This window comes from Bradyrhizobium sp. SPXBL-04 (assembly GCF_051853035.1).
Lineage (GTDB): Bacteria > Pseudomonadota > Alphaproteobacteria > Rhizobiales > Xanthobacteraceae > Bradyrhizobium > Bradyrhizobium zhanjiangense.
Genome location: NZ_CP182472.1, coordinates 7,469,178 through 7,489,298, shown reverse-complemented (window position 1 = coordinate 7,489,298; position 20,121 = coordinate 7,469,178). Strand labels below are relative to the sequence as shown.

Annotated in this window: 17 protein-coding genes and 1 pseudogene; 14 read left to right on the top strand and 4 right to left on the bottom strand. The window is 64.7% G+C overall.

The window, feature by feature from the left end; genetic code table 11:
- Positions 1–9: 9 nt before the first annotated feature.
- The 4 genes and pseudogenes from ACNJX8_RS35720 to ACNJX8_RS35705 form a co-directional block, all read left to right on the top strand.
- Complete coding sequence (locus ACNJX8_RS35720; protein ID WP_439362024.1) at positions 10–939, top strand: lactonase family protein; 930 nt, start codon at positions 10–12, stop codon at positions 937–939.
- A 488-nt stretch (positions 940–1,427) separates the two neighbouring features.
- Positions 1,428–1,589 (top strand): DUF2934 domain-containing protein, encoded by a 162-nt coding sequence (locus ACNJX8_RS35715; RefSeq protein ID WP_128936266.1) that lies wholly within the window; start codon positions 1,428–1,430, stop codon positions 1,587–1,589.
- 410 nt (positions 1,590–1,999) lie between these two features.
- A complete protein-coding gene (locus ACNJX8_RS35710) occupies positions 2,000–2,278 on the top strand; it encodes a DUF2934 domain-containing protein (RefSeq protein WP_245473415.1) in 279 nt (92 codons plus the stop codon).
- A 281-nt stretch (positions 2,279–2,559) separates the two neighbouring features.
- Positions 2,560–2,665, top strand: a pseudogene (locus ACNJX8_RS35705) (NAD(P)-dependent oxidoreductase); the annotation flags it as partial.
- A 64-nt stretch (positions 2,666–2,729) separates the two neighbouring features.
- On the opposite strand, the gene ACNJX8_RS35700 reads toward ACNJX8_RS35705, so the two are convergent.
- Positions 2,730–4,517 carry a peptide ABC transporter substrate-binding protein gene (locus ACNJX8_RS35700; protein WP_439358512.1) on the bottom strand — a complete coding sequence of 596 codons (1,788 nt, stop codon included), beginning with the start codon at positions 4,515–4,517 and terminating at the stop codon, positions 2,730–2,732.
- A gap of 529 nt (positions 4,518–5,046) precedes the next feature.
- Here ACNJX8_RS35700 and ACNJX8_RS35695 point away from each other — a divergent pair.
- The 9 genes from ACNJX8_RS35695 (at position 5,047) to ACNJX8_RS35655 (ending at position 14,217) form a co-directional block, all read left to right on the top strand.
- Positions 5,047–5,829 carry a MetQ/NlpA family ABC transporter substrate-binding protein gene (locus ACNJX8_RS35695; RefSeq protein ID WP_128936264.1) on the top strand — a complete coding sequence of 261 codons (783 nt, stop codon included), beginning with the start codon at positions 5,047–5,049 and terminating at the stop codon, positions 5,827–5,829.
- Between the two features lie 120 nt (positions 5,830–5,949).
- Positions 5,950–6,984 (top strand): putative FMN-dependent luciferase-like monooxygenase, encoded by a 1,035-nt coding sequence (locus tag ACNJX8_RS35690; protein ID WP_439358511.1) that lies wholly within the window; start codon positions 5,950–5,952, stop codon positions 6,982–6,984.
- Between the two features lie 37 nt (positions 6,985–7,021).
- The gene (locus ACNJX8_RS35685) at positions 7,022–7,639 is read left to right on the top strand and encodes a CMD domain protein (protein ID WP_439362023.1); all 618 of its coding nucleotides are present in this window, start codon (positions 7,022–7,024) and stop codon (positions 7,637–7,639) included.
- A 12-nt stretch (positions 7,640–7,651) separates the two neighbouring features.
- Entirely contained in the window at positions 7,652–8,236 is a 585-nt protein-coding gene (locus ACNJX8_RS35680) for an alkylhydroperoxidase domain protein (RefSeq protein WP_128937960.1), read from the top strand.
- A 59-nt stretch (positions 8,237–8,295) separates the two neighbouring features.
- Positions 8,296–9,453 carry an ABC transporter substrate-binding protein gene (locus ACNJX8_RS35675; RefSeq protein ID WP_439358510.1) on the top strand — a complete coding sequence of 386 codons (1,158 nt, stop codon included), beginning with the start codon at positions 8,296–8,298 and terminating at the stop codon, positions 9,451–9,453.
- Positions 9,454–9,506: 53 nt separating this feature from the next.
- Entirely contained in the window at positions 9,507–11,330 is a 1,824-nt protein-coding gene (locus ACNJX8_RS35670) for an ABC transporter permease (RefSeq protein ID WP_439358509.1), read from the top strand.
- Positions 11,330–12,178 carry an ABC transporter ATP-binding protein gene (locus tag ACNJX8_RS35665; RefSeq protein WP_164934361.1) on the top strand — a complete coding sequence of 283 codons (849 nt, stop codon included), beginning with the start codon at positions 11,330–11,332 and terminating at the stop codon, positions 12,176–12,178. Before ACNJX8_RS35670 ends, ACNJX8_RS35665 begins: the two co-directional genes overlap by 1 nt.
- Positions 12,175–12,915 carry an ABC transporter ATP-binding protein gene (locus ACNJX8_RS35660; protein ID WP_439358508.1) on the top strand — a complete coding sequence of 247 codons (741 nt, stop codon included), beginning with the start codon at positions 12,175–12,177 and terminating at the stop codon, positions 12,913–12,915. Before ACNJX8_RS35665 ends, ACNJX8_RS35660 begins: the two co-directional genes overlap by 4 nt.
- Positions 12,916–13,149: 234 nt before the next feature.
- Positions 13,150–14,217 (top strand): HoxN/HupN/NixA family nickel/cobalt transporter, encoded by a 1,068-nt coding sequence (locus ACNJX8_RS35655; protein ID WP_439358507.1) that lies wholly within the window; start codon positions 13,150–13,152, stop codon positions 14,215–14,217.
- A 26-nt stretch (positions 14,218–14,243) separates the two neighbouring features.
- On the opposite strand, the gene ACNJX8_RS35650 is transcribed toward ACNJX8_RS35655, so the two are convergent.
- The 3 genes from ACNJX8_RS35650 to ACNJX8_RS35640 form a co-directional block, all read right to left on the bottom strand.
- Positions 14,244–15,758 (bottom strand): helicase HerA domain-containing protein, encoded by a 1,515-nt coding sequence (locus ACNJX8_RS35650; protein WP_439358506.1) that lies wholly within the window; start codon positions 15,756–15,758, stop codon positions 14,244–14,246.
- A gap of 104 nt (positions 15,759–15,862) precedes the next feature.
- On the bottom strand, positions 15,863–16,681 hold the full coding sequence (locus ACNJX8_RS35645) for a YkgJ family cysteine cluster protein (protein ID WP_439358505.1): 819 nt from the start codon (positions 16,679–16,681) through the stop codon (positions 15,863–15,865).
- Positions 16,682–17,269: 588 nt separating this feature from the next.
- A complete protein-coding gene (locus ACNJX8_RS35640; RefSeq protein ID WP_439358504.1) occupies positions 17,270–18,334 on the bottom strand; it encodes a ketopantoate reductase family protein in 1,065 nt (354 codons plus the stop codon).
- Positions 18,335–18,888: 554 nt separating this feature from the next.
- Here ACNJX8_RS35640 and ACNJX8_RS35635 point away from each other — a divergent pair.
- The gene (locus ACNJX8_RS35635) at positions 18,889–20,118 is read left to right on the top strand and encodes an alpha/beta hydrolase (protein ID WP_439410301.1); all 1,230 of its coding nucleotides are present in this window, start codon (positions 18,889–18,891) and stop codon (positions 20,116–20,118) included.
- Positions 20,119–20,121: the final 3 nt, after the last annotated feature.

Genomic DNA, 20,121 nt, shown 5'->3' with positions numbered 1-20,121 from the left:
TGAAAGGGTCTGTGTCAGAGCCGGTTTCATCGGACACGCCGCTTCCTCTACACGGTGCATGGCGATCTCAGCGACATCACGGCAATGGCGATTGATCCTGCGAGCGGCAAGCTTGCCGTGATCAACCGTCAGAGCACGGAAGGCAAGAACCCGGTCCACCTCGCGATCGACCCGAGCAACCGGTTTGTGGTGGTCGCCAATCATATCACCTCCACGCTTGCTCTGCTGTCCCGGCACGAGGATGGCTCGCTCGGCGCCGTGATCGATCTGGTTAAGCTCGAGGGCAAGATCGGGCCACATCGTGTTGAGCAGCCTTTCGCCAAGCCGCACCAAGTCGAGTTCGATCCGTCGGGAAAGTTCATCGTGGTGCCGGACAAGGGGCTCGACCTCGTCTTCACCTATGGGATCGACGCCGAACAAGGAAAGCTCGTGCTCGTCGGCAAGCCGGCGCGGGCGCGTGAAGGGGCAGGCCCGCGTCACGTGGCGTTTCATCCAGGCGGCCGGCTCGCTTATGTCGTCAACGAGCTCGACTCGAGCGTTACGGCCTATCATTTCGATCCTGCAACCGGCGCGCTTGCGCCGTTTCAGATCGTGTCGGCGGTGCCTGATGCCTACACGGGAAATAGCCGGGCGGCAGAGATCGCGGTGTCGGCAGACGGACGTTTTGTCTATGCGTCAAATCGCGGCGACGACAGCATCGCAACGTTCGCGATCGAGCCGGCGAGCGGAAGGCTATCGCCGATTGGCTGGACGGCGACTGGCGGCAAGACGCCTCGGTTCTTTGCGCTGGCACTGTCGGACAAATTCCTGTTCGTGGCGAACGAGGACACCGACACGATCAAGCTGCTCAAGCGCGCCCACACCAGCGGCGGCCTCGTTGCTACAGAGCAGGCCATCCATGTTGGAAGTCCCGTTTGCATTCTCGTCAGGCCAGGTTGATCTGGAACTCATCTCAAATATTCAAGCCAGCCCGCGCAGCTTGGCTGCTCATGCAACCGAAGCTCAGTGCGTTGCTGGTCTCGGCTAGTCTAGACCGGCGTCAGAAAATCGCCGGCTGAGGTAAGAGGGACGCGGCACGACCCGTGTCGGTCTTGAAGGGGCGGCGAAGGTGTACAGCCGGGAGAGATGTATCACGCTCCGACCCGCACCCAAGATCCAGACAAGCTTCTGGAGTTACTAGGGGATTTCCTTTGAATGTGATGGCGGATCCCTCACCCGCTACCGACGACTTCAAAGCGCATCATCGATCGACGTCTGGCCAAGTCCGCGCCGCGTAGCCGAGCTCGCGGGAGGAAAGGAACTCTTGCGCATGATCGAGGCTTGAATCCGCGGGCCAGCGTCGCCGCCGATTGCTGGTCTGCACGGCCCCGCCTCCAAGCCCCCATACTCCCCAAGGATGGGGCCGTGCTTTAGAGCAGGAGGTGCCCATGCCTGAGCCGACCGAGCAGGAGATCAGAGAGCGCGCGCACCGACTGTGGGAGCAAGCTGGCAAGCCCGAAGGTCGTGAGGACGAGTTTTGGCGCGCGGCCGAGCAGCAGTTGCGCAACGAGGACAAGTCGAACACCACGCGGACGCCGGATACGCTGTGACCCGCAAGAAATGCCCCTTCTGCCACGGTCTGGGATGGGTCTGCGAAAACCATCCGCTCCGGCCTTGGAGTGAGAAGTTGGGCGGCTGCCGGTGCGGTGAGGGGATGCCCTGCACCTGCAACACGACCGAAGATCCCGAAACAAGGGCAGTGATCGTCGAGGCGGATACGACGTGGCATTAAAGCATGATCCGGAAAAGTGCGAAGCGGTTTTCCGGAAAGATCATGCATAAACAGAAACCTGAAGCGCGATGACGATTCATCCAAATCTCATCGCGCTTGAGAACCGTCACGGCCGGCTCAGTTCGAAATGGTGGTCTGCGTCTGCGCTGCACGCGGAACGGAACTCTCGAGAATGAATTGAGGCTCTAAGCAGCATGAGCTGTGGTGCGGGTCCGTTCGCAGGGCGCGGTGTTCACCGTGGACGAGCAGCAAAAGATAGAGCACCAGATCGAGCTCGCAACGCGAGCGGCGGTGCTCGCCAAGGACGAAACCACTGTCACGCGATTCAGGAGCTTTGCCGAGGAGCTGACGCAGAAGCTCCTCCGCATGATGCGGCGCGGCAAGGTGCGGGCTCGCGCTTACGAACTCTGGGAGCAGGCCGGCCGTCCGGCCAACCGCGACTTGGACTTTTGGCTGGAGGCTGAGCGGCAGGTGGAAGAAGAGCGCGAACAAAGGAAAGGCTTTTGACCGAAATAACGACGATCGCCGCCGGCGGCATTGGCCGCAAGGCGCTTGCGCCGGCCTCCCTGCCATAGAAAAAAGCCGCCGAGGTCTTCACCCTGGCGGCCTCGAAAGTCCGTAGCTGTTGATCGCCTCCCCAGCCTCGTGCGTACCGCCGTTACCTTGTTTGCGGCCATGCACGATTATTGTAGGCGAGGGCGGATGATTCTGCTGTGACGTGAATCACACAGTGGAGGGATAATGGGGTCCGGTGCAGGGGTGTTCATAAGGGCCTGCGATGGACCATTGAGCCGGCCGAGCTCGCCAGCGCCTATGTCATGCTCGCCGATCCGCTCTCGAGCTACATATCAGGGGCGGACCCTCGCCGTCACCGGCGGCAAGCCGTTTATCTGACCCGCAGCGTCAATGATCGCGTGAACGGTCGTGGAGAGCGCGCTCCCCGTGATCGTGCTGCGCGTCAGGTGCGATACCAGCTCGCTAAGTTCCACGTCGTGACGTCCCAGCCCGACATGTCGACCATGAGATTGTTGACGTTGGCGTTGACGACGTTGCGGGAGAGCAGCGGCAGGAAGACGTTGGCCTCGCAAAAGGTCTCGTCGACCTTGATCAGCAGTGCGGCGCGCTTGACCGGGTCGAGCTCGTTCTGCGCGGCCTTGTAGGCCTTGTCGGCTTCGGGATCGGAATAGCGGGAGATGTTGCGGCCGAGCCATTTGTTGTCCTTGCTGGCGATCTCCCAGGAGACGCACTGGTTCAGGAAACGCTCCGGATCGGGCTGCGGCTGCGTGGTGTTGTACATCTCCATGTCGGCGTAGAATTTCGAGTAGGTGTCGGGGTTGCCCACATCCGAGGAGAAGAACACCGATGCAGTGACCGCCTTGATCTCGATCTCGATGCCGGCCCTCTCGCAGGCCTGCTTGATGATGGCCTGCGTCTTCTGGCGCGGGGCGTTGGTCGAGGTCTGGAAGACGTATTTGAGCTTCTTGCCGTCCTTCTCGCGGATGCCGTCCGCGCCCTTCTTCCAGCCGGCCTCGTCGAGGATCTTGTTGGCCTTGTCGATGCTGAACTCGTATTTGAGCTTGGGCGACTTGAACTGCTTGGGCGCGTTGACGAAGCTCGCGGTGGCGACACCGCCGCGGCCGTAGATGAATTTCTGGATCGAATCGCGGTCGAGCAGGAGGTTGATCGCGCGGCGCACGGCCGGATCGGACAGCGTCGGATGCTTGGTCTTGGCGTTCGAACGCTCGCCGTCGACCTCGGTCCACGGGTCGGTTGTGTTGAGGATGATGAACTCGACATTGCCGGACGGCGTGATGTCGAGCTTGCCCTTGCCGCTCGCCTCCATGCGCTTGAGGACCTCCTCCTCCACCTGCATGTTCCAGGCGAAGTCATATTCGCCGGTCTGCAGCACCGCGCGCGCCGCCGACACCGCATCGCCGCCACCCTTGATCTCGAGCGTGTCGAAATGCGGCTGGTTCTTGACGTGATAGTCGAGGTTACGTTCGGCGCGGATCAGGTCGCCGGGCTTGAACTCGACGAATTTGTAAGGGCCGGTGCCGACCGGCTTCAGATTGGCCGGTGCCTCGCGCGACTTGGCGCCGCTATAGTCGCCGAAATGATGCTTCGGCAGGATCTGGCCGACCGAGCCGACGAAGGGATCGGCCCAGAACGGCGTCGGCGCCTTGAAGATCACCTTGATGGTGTGGTCGTCGATCTTCTCGACCTTAATGTCCTTGTAGGATCCCGTGGTGTAGGCCGCAGTTGCGAGATCCGCGGCGTACTGCCAGGTGAAGACGACATCGTCGGCGGTGAAGGGCTTGCCGTCGTGCCATTTGACGCCCTGCTTCAACTTCCAGATCACGCTCGCGCCGTCGGCCGCAAGGCTGCCGTTCGCCTTGGTCGGGACCTCGGCGGCGAGGCAGGGGATCAAGTTGCCCTCCTTGTCCCAGCCGGCGAGCGGCTCGAAGAAGACGCGCGAGGCCATCTGGTCCTTGGTGCCGATCGCGAAATGTGGGTTGAGCAGGGTCGGGGCCTGCCAGAACAGCAGCTTGAGCGGACCGCCGCCGCCGGCCTTGGCCGGCTTGTAGGGCAACGTGGCGTCCGCCATCGCCACATCGTTCCAGACCAGGATCTGGCTCGCGATCGGCGCTGCGATTCCGATCGCAGCCACCTTTTGGATGAACGAGCGTCGCGACAGCGTGCCTTGCTTCACTTCCGCGACCAGATTGCGGATTTCGTTCTCGTTCATCGGATGACCTCCACCTCGAAGACAAATCGTCGCCAGCAGCCATCATGTTGCATCATGCACAAGGCGGCAATGCCGGCAAGGCCGCAAGGCCCTGCGACGAAATGACGATGTGGAGCACCCCTGCGGGCGACGACCCGGATCACCGCCCGAGAGCACCCAGGCGGCGATCCAGTGCGAACTTACGTGAACTTGGGGAAGTTCTAAGGCCGCGCCGAAACGCTAACCCGGTCACTGCTGGCACATCAAGTTTCGTGATGTTGCCCCAGTCGGAGATTCATTGCAGCCGCCAGGAAATTGCCACACATGACCCCTGGAGCGCTGGCCTTAGCGGATGCTGACAACACCAATCGCCAGCACCGTGACGCGCCTCTGCGGAAGGCGCCGTCGCCGTGATTTCGTTTCCTGTTTGGTGCCGAATGGAGAAAGTGCGCCCGCCACCGCCTGCCAATATGGATTTCAATTTCATTGATTTCGCGCGGCAGAGAAGCGAATACGGTTCCATCATTGCCGAAGACCTACGGAGACCAAGATGTCGTTTCGCCTTCCCCTGATCCTCGCGACCGTGCTTGCCGCTTGGTCGGCCGCAGCCACCGCCGAGACCATCAAGATCGGCGTGACGCCGGGACCGCACGCGCAGATCCTGGAAGCGGTGAAGCCGATCGCCGCCAAGCAGGGCCTCGACATCCAGCTGATCGAGTTCTCCGACTATGTCGTGCCGAACGCGGCGCTCGATGCCGGCGAGATCCAGGCCAATTCATTCCAGAACCAGCCTTACCTGGACAACCAGAAGGCCGACCGCGGCTACAAGATCGAGGCCGTCGCGCTCACCGTGAACTTCCCGATCGGCGTGTATTCGAAGAAGCACAAGGCCTTCGCCGAGATTCCCGACGGCGGCAAGGTCTCGATCCCGAACGATCCGACCAACGGTGGTCGCGTGCTGCTGCTGCTGCGCGACAAGGGCGTGATCAAGCTGAAGGAGGGCACCGGCTTCAAGCCGACGGTGCTCGATATCACCGAGAATCCCAAGAAGCTGAAATTCATCGAGGTCGATGCGGCGCAGGCGCCGCGCGCGCTCGACGATGTCGACGCTGCCGCGATCAACACCAATTATGCAACTCAGGCGGGACTCGATCCCGTCAAGGATCCGATCCTGCGCGAGGACCCGAAGGGGCCCTATGTCAACCTGATCGCCGTTCGCAGCGCGGACAAGGACAAGCCCTGGGTCAAGACCCTCATCGACAGCTACCACACCCCCGAGGTCAAGGAGTTCGTCCTGACCAAGTTCAAGGGCGCGGTGCTGCCGAGCTGGTAGGCAGTCTGCCCAGGCTTCAGCGCAGGGGCGATGCCGACGGGCAGCCCTGCGCAATGCCCGCTTGTCTGGAGCTGCGGCAACCGACATCATCGGGGTCCATCCTCGCCCGGCAGGGGTCGTATGAAACGCTTTGCAAACCTGAAACGACTGGGATTTTTCACGCGGCTGCTCGACGAGGCTCCCCCGGCAGAGCGATATCGCTTCGCGGCCGAGCAGATCGTGCGCGCGGAAAAGGCGGGGCTCGATTCCGCCTGGATCGCGCAACACCATTTCCACGAGCGCGAAGGCGGCCTGCCGTCGCCCTTCGCCTTCCTCGGCTACGTCGCCGCGCAGACCTCGCGCATCCGCCTCGGCACCGGCATCGTCACCTTACCGCTCGAGAGCGCCGTGAGAGTGGCGGAGGATGCCGCGGTGCTCGATCTGCTTTGCAATGGCCGTTTCGAGCTCGGCGTCGGCACTGGCGGCAACCCGTCGGCCTTCGTCGCCTTCGGTCTCGATAGCGCGCAGCGCAACGAGATCTTTGCCCGCAATCTCGACGTCGTCCGCACCGCGCTGGCCGGCAAGCCGCTTGATGGTGGCGACACGCTCTATCCGCAGCGACCGGAATTGGACAAGCGCATCTGGCAGGCGACATTCTCGGTCGCGGGCGGTGCCCGTGCCGGCAAGGCCGGCGATGGCTTGCTGCTGTCGCGCACCCAGCCGCGGACCAAGGAGGCGCCGCGTGCAACACTGGCCGAGATCCAGAACCCGATCATCGATGCCTATCTCGACGCGCTGCCGCCGGGACGCGAGCCGCGCATCATGGCCTCGCGCAGCGTCTTTGTCGCCGACGACCGAAATGAGGCGATGCGCCTTGCCGACATCGGACTGCGGCGCGCGCTGCCGCAATTCCTCAAGGGCGGCCACGCCAAGCCCGGCGAGGCGCTGGAGGAGATGATCACCGCGTTCGACACCCATGTCGGCGCGGCCGACGACGTCATCGCCTCGCTCCGCACCGATGCCACGTTGGAACGGGTGACCGATCTGGTGTTCCAGGCGCATTCGGTCGATGCGCCACATCCCTATATCCTGCGTTCGATCGAGCTGGTCGCAGACAAGGTCGCGCCGGCGCTGGGCTGGACTCGGACGGCGCCTGGGGTGGCATTGGCGGGCTAACCCGAACGAACAGGATGGCGTTGCACGAGGCTGAATGATGGCAACAAAAGATATCATCGACACGCTCGCCGGAATCGAACCGGGATCGGCTCTGGATGCCATCCGCGCACGCCGCCTTCAGGCGCGCGAGAACGCCCAGAAGAGCTATCTTTCACTATTCGAGCCGATCGACGCGAGCGAGTTCTCGCTTGTAGAGCGTGCCGCGATCGCGGCTTTCGTGACCGGGCTCCATGGCGAGTCTCCCGTCGCGGCCTTCTATCGCGAGAAGCTTGCAGCGAACACGGATGGAGCGGCGCTTCTCGCGGCGATCCAGCTGGAGATCGAGCGCGGCCAGACCTCGGGCCCGTATGGCGCCTTTCCGGCTGGCCCGTTGTCGATCGAGAACAAGGCCGGCCTGATCTATCGCGTGAGCGCCGAACGTAAGCCCGATCTCGGCGCCCGGCTTGTTGCGGCGTTCGAGCATGCGCATCTCCTGGTATTCCGTCCCCGCGATGCCGCCTCCGCCGACATGAAGGCGCTGCTCGCCACCGGCTGGTCGAACGCTGGCATCGTCACCTTCTCCCAGCTCGTTGCGTTCCTGTCGTTCCAGGTGCGCGTCGTCACTGGCCTGCGCGTGCTCGGCGCTTCGCTCAGGCACACCGCGGCCGGCGCGTAAGGAGATCGCATCATGAGCGCTGCAAACAAAGTCAATCCGCCCGTCGTCTTCACCCAGGACGAGCTCGGCTGGGTGTCGTGGATCGATCCGCTGCCCGAGGCCGAATTGACCGAGCGGCATTTCGCCGGCCTCGTCGATCGCGCCCGCGCCAAGTCGGAATATTTCCGCCTGCTGGTGCGCGATCCCGAGGTGCTCGAAGCCCGCACCAAGACCGACAAGGACATCTTCTACAACGTCGCCGACGGCCTGCCGCGCGCCGAGCGCGAGCTGGCGGCGGCAGCGACCTCGCGCTACAACGGCTGCATCTATTGCGCCTCCGTGCACGCGCGCTTCGCCAGCACCTACTCCAAGCGCCGCGACGACGTGCAGCGTCTGCTCGACGAAGGCGTCAAGGCCGATCTCGGCGAGCGCTGGAATGCCGTCGTCAAGGCGTCGGTGGCGCTGGCCGCAACGCCGATCGCGTTCGGCCCCGATAATGTCGAGGAGCTGCGCCGCGCCGGTCTCGATGATGCCGAGATCGTCGACGTCATCAATGGCGCGTCGTTCTTCAACTGGGCCAACCGGCTGATGCTGTCGCTCGGCGAGCCCTCGAAATAGGCAGTCGCAGCGGCATAGAAATTGCTGCTTGTTTCAACACTGAATGGATGGAGCCGTGCATGAGCAACATCGATCGTCGGTCCCTGGTCAAGGGCTCGCTCGCAGCCATGATGGCAGGAGCCGCCTTCTCGCGCGCGGCCTTCGCGCAATCCTCCGAGGCGATCCTGCTCGGCGTCAGCGGTCCCTTGACCGGCCCGAACGCGCAATATGGCGCGCAGTGGAAGCAGGGCTTTGATCTCGCGCTCGACGAGATCATGGCTGCCGGCGGCATCAACGGCCGCAAGCTCGCCTACCAATTCGAGGACAGCCAGAGCGATCCGCGCCAGTCGGTGGCGATCGCCCAGAAATTCGTCTCCGATGCCCGCATCGTCATGGAGCTCGGCGACTTCTCGAGTCCCGCCTCGATGGCGGCCTCGCCGATCTATCAGCGCGGCGGCCTCGTGCAGTTCGGCTTCACCAATTCGCACCCCGATTTCACCAAGGGCGGCGACTTCATGTGGAGCACATCCGTGAGCCAGGCCGACGAGCAGCCGCTCCTGGCGTCCTACGCCGTCAGGCGCCTCGGCCTGAAGAAGCTCGCGGTGCTGCACCTCAACACCGATTGGGGCCGCACCAGCCGTGACCATTTCGTCAAGGCGGCCAAGGAATACGGCGCCGAGATCGCGGTGACCGAAGGCTACATCGCCGAGGAGCGCGATTTTCGCTCCACCCTGGTGCGCGTGCGCGATGCCAATCCGGACGGGCTGATCCTGATCTCCTATTATTCCGACGGCGCGCTGATCGCCCGTCAGGCGCGCCAGGTCGGCCTGAAGCAGACCATCTGCGCGGCGAGCTCGGTCTACTCGCCGAAATTCCTGGAGCTCGGCGGCGAGGCGGTCGAGGACGTTCATCTCGGCACGCGCTATTTCCCCCAAGACCCGCGGCCCGAGGTGAAGAAATTCATCACGGGCTTCAAGGCGAAATATGGTGGGCAGGAGCCTGACGCCTTCAACGCCTATTCCTATGACGCGATGAACATGGCCGCTGCCGTCCTCAAGATCGGCGGCACCGACCGCCGCGCCATCCGCGACGCTTTCGCCAAGGTCAAGGACGTCTCCAGCGTCATCTTCGGCTCGGCGACGTTCGACGTCGAGAGCCGCCGCGTCAAGGGCGCCATGAACGCCGAGCTCGTCGTGCGCAAGGGTCAGTTCGCGCTCTGGGACGGCAAGCCGACCTGACACGATGGCCGGAGCATCCGCTCCGGTCGCTTCTCTCAACTTGGGACCTTCGCGTGGCTTCCTGGCTCGACTACACGATCAACGGGCTGATCGTCGGCAATGTCTACGCCCTCGTTGCGGTCGGGCTCGCGCTGATCTTCGGCGTCAGCCGGCTGATCAACTTTGCCCAGGGCTCGATCTATCTCGTCGGCGCCTATATCGGCTGGGTCGCGGTGGTGCAGCTGCATACACCGCTGCCGCTCACCATCATCGTGGTCGCGGTCGCCGCCGCGATCGTCGGGTTGATCATCGAGCGCTTCGGCCTCCGTCCGCTGCAGAACTCGGTGCGTATCGCGCCGCTCTTGGCGACGATCGGCATCAGTTTCGTGCTCGATCAGCTGGTGATGCTGACCTTCTCGCCCAATCCGCGCGCGTTGCCGAGCCAATTGCCGGACGTCCGCTTCCAGGTCGGCAACGGCACGATCGGGCCGCTTGATCTGCTCATTGCCAGCGTTGGCATCGCCAGCGCGCTGCTGCTGTTCGTGTTCCTGCGCTATACCAAGCTCGGCTGGGCGGTGCGTGCCACCGCGCAGGACCGTGACGCCGCGATGCAGATGGGTGTCGACGTCAACCGGGTCAATCAGGCCGTGTTCGGCATTGCGGCAGCGCTCGGCGGCGTCTCCGGCATGCTGGTCGGCATGTACTACAACCAGATCGATACCGCGATGAGCCTTCAGGCCACGCTCAAGGGCGTCGTTGCCGAAGTCGTCGGCGGCGCCGGCAACGTGCCGGGCGCGGTGGTCGGCAGCTTGCTGCTTGGATTGGTGGAGAGCTACGGCGTCGCCGTGTTCGGCACCAGCTACCGCAACCTGTTCGCCTTTCTGCTGCTGGTCGTCGTGCTCGTGCTGCGGCCGAACGGCCTGTTTGCGAGTGCCCGGCAGGCGCCGCCGGAGCCGCTCACCGGCACTTTCATCGCGCCGAGCCGCCCGGTGCGCATTCCGCGCTGGGCCTTGCTGGTCGCCGTCGGTGGGTTCGCGATCCTGCCGCTGTTCCCGGTGTCCTTCTACGTGCTCCAGACCCTGATCAACGCCTGGCTGCTCGGCATGCTCGCGCTCAGCCTCACGCTGGTTGCGGGCACGGTGGGCCAGGTCTCGCTCGGCCATGCCGCGCTGCTGGCGATCGGCGCCTACACCGCCGCGCTGCTGTCGCTGGCGTTCTCCGTTCCGGTCGGCCTCGCCATCATCGGCGGCGGCCTGATGAGCGCAGCGCTCGGCACGCTCCTGATCTCGCCGTCGTTCCGTTTGCGCGGGCATTACGTGTCGATCGCAACGCTTGCCATCGGCGAGATCGTGTCGCTGGTGATCCTGAACTGGGAGAGCGTCACGCGCGGCCCGATCGGCATCTCCGGCATCCCGCCGCTGTCGCTGTTCGGCTACGACCTGATCAGCCCGGCGTCGGTCTACTGGTTCAGCCTTGCGGTGATGGTCGTGCTGGCGCTGCTTCAGGGCCGCCTGCTTGCCTCGCATCTCGGCCGCAGCTTTCGTGCCATCCGCGACGACGACATCGCCGCGCGCGCCTATGGCCTCAGCCTCAACCGTTACAAGTCGCTGGCCTTCATCTTCGGCGGCTTCGCCGCCGGCGTCAGCGGCGGCATCGCCGCGCATCTTTATTCCTACATCAACCACGAGACCTTCAACACGCAGCAATCCATCCTGGCGCTGACCGTCGTCATTCTCGGCGGCCTTGGTAACGTCGTCGGCGCAATTCTCGGATCGGTGGCGCTGGTCGGCCTGCCGGAAGTCTTCCGGATCGCGGCGGAGTATCGCATCCTGATCTACGGCATCGTGCTCTTGCTGCTCGTGCGGTTCAGGCCGCAGGGCCTGTTGGGGACGATCTGATGTCCGAGCAGCACATCCCCATGTTGTCCCTGCGCGGGCTGACGCGCCGCTTCGGCGGTCTCACCGCGGTCGACGCTATCGATCTCGACCTCGCCAGGGGCGAGCTGATCAGCATCATCGGCCCGAACGGCGCCGGCAAGACGACGCTGTTCAATCTCGTGACCGGTCTCGACCGGCCCGATGCCGGTACCGTCAGCTTCGCAAGGCAGGACATCACGGGTCTGTCGCCGGAACGGCTCGCAGGCCAGGGCATTGCGCGCACCTTCCAGCTCGGCCGCGTCTTCGGCAATCTCAGCGTCATGGACAACGTCCTGATCGGCGCGCACACGCGGTTGCGCGCAGTGAAGCCGGCCGTGCCGGTGATCGGCCCGCTGCTGGAATTGGGGCTGGCGCTGCTGCGTCCTGCGAGTGTCAGAGACGAGGAGGAGCGGCTGCGCGAAGAGGTGAAAGCCATTCTCGCCCGCTTCGGCGAACGGCTGCTGCCGCGGATCGACCAGCCCGCCTATAGCCTCTCCTACGCCAACCGCCGCCGCGTCGAGATTGCGCGTGCGCTGGCGTTGAAGCCGCGCCTGTTGCTGCTGGACGAGCCGACCGCCGGCATGAACCCGACCGAGACCGCGGAGATGCAGGCCCTCGTTGCCGAGCTGAAGGCGGAGGGGCTGACCATCCTTCTGATCGAGCACAAGCTGGAGATGGTGATGCGGCTGTCAGACCGTGTCATCGTCATGGATGAGGGCAAGAAGATCGCGGAAGGGCCGGGCGAGGTGGTGCGGAGCGATCCCAAGGTGATCGAGGCCTATCTCGGCCACGGCCTCTCCGCAACGGCGGAGCAGGAGAGCGCGGCATGACGAACGTTTCTCCCGCACCGCTGCTGGCGCTGTCTGATGTCAACACCTTCTATGGCCAGGCCCAGGTGCATTTCGACCTGTCGATATCGGTCGCGCGCGGCCACATCGTCTGCCTGCTCGGCGGCAATGCCAGCGGCAAGTCGACGACGATGAAGATCATCCTTGGCCTGGTGAAACCGCGCTCGGGCGAGGTGACGTTCGACGGTGCATCGCTGATCGGGCTGACCACGCCGCAGATCGTCCGCCGCGGCATCGCCTCGGTGCCGGAGGCGCGGCGGCTGTTCGCGGACATGAGCGTCCGCGAGAACATCTTGATGGGCGCCTTCGTGCGCAATGATCGCGATGTCGTGGCCCAGGATCTCGACAGGATGCTCACGCTGTTCCCAAAGCTCGGCCAGCGGCTGTCGCAGCGCGCCGGCTCGCTCTCCGGCGGCGAGCAGCAGATGGTGGCGATGGCTCGCGCGCTGATGAGCCGTCCGCGCATGATCGTGATGGACGAGCCGACCATGGGCCTGTCGCCGCTCTATGTCGACCGCGTGCTGGAGCTGATCCGCACCATCAACCAGGACGGCGTCTCGGTGTTCATGGTCGAGCAGAATGCCAGCCTCGCGCTCGAGATCGCGCATGAAGCCTATGTGCTTCAGACCGGCAGGATCGTGCTCTCCGGCCCGGCGCGGACATTGAAAGACGATCCCCGCATCCGCGACGCCTATCTCGGCGGCTCCGAGGCTGCGTAAGGCGGGCCTGATCTCATGGTTCGAGACGCCCGCTGTTGCGGGCTCCTCACCATGAGGGTCCAGGGCTTGGCCGCAAAATAAGACCTCATCCTGAGGGCCCGCGCGAGCGGGTGTCTCGAAGGATGGCCGCAAGCACCTGCAAATCCGTGCCGCCCCTCCGGGATTGCACTGGTCAGTATGACTATCTTATGAAAAAATCATACCGCTGGCGCGACGGGGCGTGCAACGGACGGAATGGTTGTCGTGACGAGATGGTCTTTGCGGGCGGTCGAGCCCGGAGCGGCGCTCCTGTTCGGGGGGCTCATCGCCGCCAACATCGCCGCGTGGGCGTGGGCCTTTACGCTGTTCGGCGACCGGCCGACGGTGATGGCGACCGCGCTGCTGGCCTGGGTCTTCGGCCTCCGCCACGCCGTCGATGCCGACCACATCGCCGCGATCGACAATGTCGTGCGCAAGCTGATGCAGGCGGGCGGCGCGCCGCGCAGCGTCGGCCTCTATTTCGCGCTCGGCCATTCCACCGTCGTCGTGGTTGCGACCATGCTGCTCGCGCTCGGCGTGGTGAGCCTTGGCGGCGACAGTCTGCTCAAGGAGATCGGCGGCCTGGTTGGCACCTCGGTGTCGGCGCTATTCCTGCTCGTGATCGCCGCGATCAATCTCGCCATCTTCGCCGGCCTGTGGCGGACGTTTCGCGCGGCGCGAGAGCACGGCGTTCACGACGCCGCAGGCCTCGATGCGCTGCTCGCCAATCGCGGCGTCCTGGCGCGCCTGCTCGGGCCGATGTTCCGCCTGGTGACAAAGCCGGGGCATATGTACCCGCTCGGCTTCCTGTTCGGGCTTGGTTTCGATACCGCGACCGAGATCGGCCTGCTCAGCATCTCCGCCAGTGAAGCCGCGCGCGGTACCTCGCTCGCCGATGTCCTGGTCTTTCCGGCGCTGTTTGCATCAGGCATGGCGCTCGTCGACACCGCAGACTCCGCATTGATGGTGAGCGCCTATCGCTGGGCCTTCGTCGATCCCCTGCGAAAACTCTGGTACAACCTCACGATCACCGGGGCCTCGGTCGCGGTGGCGCTTCTTATCGGCGGCATCGAGGCGCTCGGCCTGATCAGCGATCGGCTCGATCTCTCCGGCGGCCCGTGGGCGGTGGTCGAGGGCCTCAACGAGTCGCTGGCCAATGTCGGCTTCGTCGTGATCGCGCTGTTCGCGGTCGCCTGGCTCGTCTCGGTCGTACTCTATCGCCGCATGTTCGCGGTTGATGCGCCGGATGCGGCCCGCGGCTTCGATGCGACCGAGGCGGCGTAGGTGATGAGACGACGCTAAATCCCGGCTCAGAGCGCGGCCGCGCTCTGCGCGGGCTCCGCCGGCAAATCATCGCCATTGGGATCGCCCGGCGCCGTCGCCCAAGCCAGCTCCACCAGCGTCACGATCCGGCGGCCGCCGCCGTCGAGCTGGCAGACGATCAGGCCCTGCTCCTCCATATAGCTGAGCAGCCGCTGCGCGCGGCGCAGCGAGTGCGAGCCATAGGCGCGGGCGATCGCGGCATCGCCGGGACACGGCCAGCCCTCCTTCGCCGCGCGCGCGATCATCATGAACACGCCCTGCATGTCGTCGGGCAGGATTGAGGCGCGCAGCGAGACGTCCTGCCAGGCGTCATCGTCGGCGAGATCAGTGCCGAGCCCGGCCCGCGCATGCGTCAGCATGCGGCGGAATTCGTTGAGATCAGGCACCGCCGCGCCGAGCCCCTCGATGCGGCAGCGGACCACGAACTCCTGATAGAGCACGCCGATGGCGCGGAAGCCGGCGTCGGGCTCGGCGAGCACGGCACGAAGGGTACGATCCACGCGCTCGCGCCGCTCCGCGAGCTCTTCGGCGCTGACCGGAAGCTCGATCGGCTCCGCGCGCGCTTCGGGCGCGGCGGCCGCCTTTGCGGCGCGCAGCTGCTCGAGCAGATCCGGCGCGGGCCGGCGCTGCGGGCGGCTGGCATCGGGCGGCGGCGCCGCCAGGATCACGGCGCGCGCATCTTCCAGGGTCGCTTCCGGCAGCGGCATCAGCCGCGGCGTGGAATTGCGCGGGCTCGTGTCGGTCGGGCCGATGTTCAAACGCAGGGGACGCCGCGATAGCGCAGGTCCCAGCGCCATGAACTGTCCGCGCTCGAGATCGCGAAAAGCTTCGGCCTGCCGCCGCTCCATGCCGAGCAGGTCGGCGGCGCGCGCCATGTCGATGTCGAGAAAGGTCCGGCCCATCAGGAAGTTGGAGGCTTCCGCTGCGACGTTCTTGGCGAGCTTGGCCAAACGCTGGGTTGCGATGATGCCGGCGAGCCCGCGCTTGCGGCCGCGGCACATCAGATTGGTCATGGCGCCGAGCGACAGTTTTCGCGCCTCGTCCGAGACTTCGCCCGCAACCGCCGGCGCAAACAGCTGCGCCTCGTCGACGACCACCAGCATTGGGTACCAATGATCGCGGTCGACGTCGAACATCCCGCCGAGGAAAGCGGCGGCGCGCCGCATCTGGTTCTCGGCGTCGAGCCCTTCGAGATTGAGCACGGTGGAGACGCGATGCAGCCGCGCGCGCTCGCCCGCGACCTGAAGGCCGCGCTCGCTGTGATCCTCGGCCTCGATCACCAGATGGCCGAAGCGCTCGGCCAGCGTGACGAAGTCGCCTTCGGGGTCGATGATGGCCTGCTGCACCCAGGGCGCGCTCTGTTCCAGGAGCCGTCGCAAGAGATGCGATTTGCCGGAGCCCGAATTGCCCTGCACCAGGAGGCGGGTCGCCAGCAGTTCCTCGAGGTCCATGGCCGCCGCGGCGCCCGCCGTGGTCTGCCCCATCTCGATCGCAACCGTCATGTCCCCGACTCAAGTCCCGTCATTCGCGGACAGGGGCTTATCAACCCGGCCGGGGCGCGTCGAGCGCTACCGCGCGAATCAGGCCGTGTTGCCCACGGCGGAGTTCAGGCGTGATGCGACAACCGTAGAAGCGCGGGCCGATAGGGCGGTCGCGGATCGTCGTCCTCGGTCTCGGGGATGGCGCAGGATCCGAATTCCTGCCTGATCCGTTCGATCTCGGCTATGCGCTCATGCAGCCGTTGCAAATGCTCGGGCGACGTCGCCCGCCAGAACCGGAAGGTGTCGGCGGTGAGCGGCAGGAATGCGGTACCGAACAGCGTCGGATCGGGAACGACGGTGTGTCCCAGCAGCAGGAACCGCGCGGTGCCGGACACGACGAGGGTCGCATAGCCGCGGTTTCCGATCCGCCTGATCCCGTTCAGCGACCATTCGGCAAGCTTGCTGAAATAAGGCTCCTCGCGCCAGCGATCGGGACAATCGTCGTCGACCGTGACGTTGACGGCGTCCTGGCTGAAATGCACCACGATGCCCGATTTCGCCGGAAACCAGTCGTCATCGAGATGGCCCTGCAGCCAGGCACAGACGAACGACCGGCACATTTGCGGGCGGCGATCGTAGATGGTGCATCCCGTGCCCGCCTGCCAATGTTTGCAGAGTTGATTCACCGGCTTGTCGACGCCGGCCACTTCGAGGATATCGCAGCAGGCGTTGCATGAGCCGCATTGCCGAACCGGGCGCGCCGCCTTCGGCAGGCCGGTCGCGCGAAAGCCCTGGCCGTCGCGCACCAGCAGCTTCTGCTTCTCCAGTGCGGTCAACGCGCGCTCGATCTTGAGACGGGACAGTCCGGTGGCGTCGATCACGCTCTTCATCGTCGTCGCGCCTGCCTCGACCGCGCGGACGACGCTCAGCATCGCCTGATCCATTGTTGTTGTTCTTGTTCTCTTGGCCGTGCATTGCGATCATGCCGGAACAACGGACCGGCAAACAGGTCATAGACACCTGACCTAAAAAGATATGTTGCTCACCTCTCTGCCGGCTGGGCAAGCAGTCGGACCCGTTCTGCGCGCATGCAACGTTTGCGCGAATGAAGGGCCTGCACGTGAGGGAAGCCCATTCGCGTCGAATCGGCTCGCTTTGCTCGCGAAGCGCCGGGATATGACGGGCGGCATGCCGTCGTCTCACGCAGTCGTGATATCAGCGGACCGCGCGTAGGTGCGATGCGAGGGCGACGACCCGGCCGTGCGTCCGATGTGCGACGACCGTCGTTGAGTTTGCGCCACACTGGGAACAGTGCCGTACGCCGAATCTGCAGTGAGCGCTGGTTCAGATCGTCACGGCGGCGCGGCATGGGTGACGTTGGGCGCAACGCTCGGCGCCGGCGCCCGCCGTCTCGGGGCGTCCCGATCTGGTCACGCGCACCGGTGCGATCACGCTGGTCGCCATGACCGGCGCGATCCGGATTCAATCGCTCTGGAGTGCGTGAGGGCCGACGCCGCTGGAAACGGCGCGCGCTACTGCGCGCCCGATCCGCCCTGCACGATCTTCTCGTTCAGCTTATGGTCCACGGTGTCGACGGTGCGGTCGATCTCGGCGTTGGGCACGCCGAGCTGATGTGAGATCAGCTTCACCAGAAGGTCGACGCGCTCGATGAAGGGCGCGCCGCTCGCGACCGCGCGCGCGGCCGAGGACGGCTTGAGCAGGCTCTCCGCGGCCTTGGCATATTTCGCGAACGGCACCTGGTCCTGCGGATCGGCGCCGAGGCGGCGGGCGATCGCGTCGACATGGTCGTAGATCGTCTGCGAGCGCTTGAGATCGCCGTGCACCGCGTCGCGGATCGACTGCGGCTCATTGGGCGTGATGCAGCGGTAATTGCCGGTGAGCAGCATCGACCATTTCGCCAGCGGCACGAACAACGAGTCGAACACCTTCAGCTTCACCGGCACGTCATGGCCGTCGAGCGTCACTGCGTCGATATCGGATTCGAGCTCGCGCAGCAGCTTGTTGTGCTTCTCGTCTGCGAACACCGATGCCTTGAAATTCGTGGGCAGGCCGACATGAAGCACGTTCGCGGCTTCTTCCGGCGGCCGGAAGGCCTGCGGGTCGGGCGAGCACAGCGTCACCAGTCCCGGCTCGAACCGCTCCCACACCTGCGCGTTGGTGTAGGCTTCCTCGAGATCCATGTCCGCGAGCGCCGGAATCCGCTTCAGATAGGGCAGCGGCGGCATGTTCATGATCGACAGGCACGGCAGTTTTGCCGCGGCGATCTTGACCATGAGAACACGCACCGTGTGGTTGGTGTATTGCGGCTCCTGCATCGCAAGGCCCACCAGATCGTAACGGGAGAGGTCGACATTGGCCGGCGTCACCGCATCGAGCTTGCCCGGCAGGTCGCGCGAGAAGATGGCCCGAGGCACCGCTTGGTCGCGCAATTTGATGCGCACGTCGGTACCGTCGCGATTGATCAACTCCGCGGTCTTGGCGCGGCAGACCAGGGTCACGTTATGACCCGCCATCAGCAGCTTCGTGCCCAGCAGCGAGCCGTAGGAAGCCCCAAGAATCAAAATGTTACGCGCCATGTTTCGTCCCTCAGAGCGGGCATGTGATTTTGGGCCTCGGCCGTGGTCCGAAGGCGGGTTGGCCGCATGTAAAGCGAAGTGCGCGAGGATGGCAACTGGGATAATGCATACAAAGGCGGCTGATATTCCCGCTTCGTTCGCATTTTGACGAGGAGCTCAACAGGATCGTGCCGCGGCAAGGCTCGCAAACGTCAGGACGGCAAGGCACGGCCGCTTCGGTCACAACGCCGAGAATCTCGATTTAAAGAATTCGGCAAAATCGTATCGCTCTTCCGGCTCGCGGGAGAGGCAAACAGCTGGAGCGGCGCGTCGCGCGGCGGTTTGCGACGATCAGATGACAATCCGCCGGATCTGCCGCTGAAATCGCGATTGCCTCCTCTGTCATCAAGCCCCTCTATATTTTAGGCGCCCGTCACAACAAAAAACTACAAACCGGGGACCGCAAAAATGCCAGAATGGCGCGGGGCGCAGACCAAGTGTCAGCAAGGGAGCTGAGCTGTGACGACTGAGTTGAGCCGGCGGGGACGTCGTATCGGGACCGGCTCGTTTGAACGATGGAGCGCCGGCAACTTCGCTGCGCGAAGCGAAGGCGGAGCGATCGTCAGGATGAATCGTATCGCGCAAAAGGCGCAAGCGGGCGCACGCGGTGCGGAGACTGCATTGCGTTCTCGCCATCCATGTCCGGGCAGCCGCTGACGGCGCCGTTCGGGGGGGACATGGAAGGTGATCATTGGCCTCACGGCTCGCGCGACGGTGCCGGTCGCGATCTGACGGGCTTGCGCAATCGCGTGTCCGAATTCTTCGAAAGCCTCACCGGTGCAGAGCTTGCGCGTGAGACGCACAGACATCTGTGGGTCGCGGATTGGCTGCGGGTCGCAGACGACTACCGGCTGTTCGCCGAGTCCGCGCGCAGAGATGGTTCGGCCCGGGTTGCGTCGGAAGCGGGGCTGTGTTCGCTCACGGCCCTCGAAGTCGCGCGAAGCTTGTCCTGTCCGGAGGATCCGGCGCTGGCCGGCCTCGCAGGCAGGGTCGGAGCCAACCTGAAAGCTTTCATGGACGGGTTCGGTCCGGCGATCGAGCGCGTCGAGATCGATGGCCTCGATCAGGGCCCGCTGTCCGGCTTCTTCGTGCCGGCGTCGCGTGGCGGACCTTGCGCACCCGCAATTATCTGCATTGGTGACGAGGACATCACGCTGGACTCGATGATGAGCCGGCTGTTGCCGGCCACACGCGGCGGGACCACGTCACTCCTCTTCCTCGGTGCCGGCGCCTCACCCGGTAGCCGCGGCGTGGAGCCGCAAATGCTTCAGTGCTGGCTGGACTATCTGGAAGCGCGTCAGGATGTCGACGCGCAGCAGATCGCGGTCTATGGCGAAGGGACGGGTGCCAGTCGTGCCTCCCGCCTCGCCGTTTCGGACTGCCGGATAGCCGCCGCGGTGTGCGACGCCGGACTGTTGACCTCGGTCGCGCGTCGCGCATCAGTGCATTGGATGACCGGCGTCGATGAGAGAGCCTCGAATGGCGCGTTGCCGCCGTCGCGTCGGATCGCTTGCCCGCTTCTCATGGTGGTCGGCAGCCGCTCGATGCTGCGGGAGCGAGAGGCTCTCGAGTTGCAGGCCACCTATCGGCGGGCCGGAGCCGATTGCTCGGTCGTCGTGCCGAACCGCATCCCGCACCCGCTGGGTGAGGTCGAGAATTTCATCGCCGCCGACAATTTCATTGTCCAATGGCTCGACAGCAAGTTTGGAGTGGCTCGTCAATTCGATCCCGTGACTTACCTCTAGCGC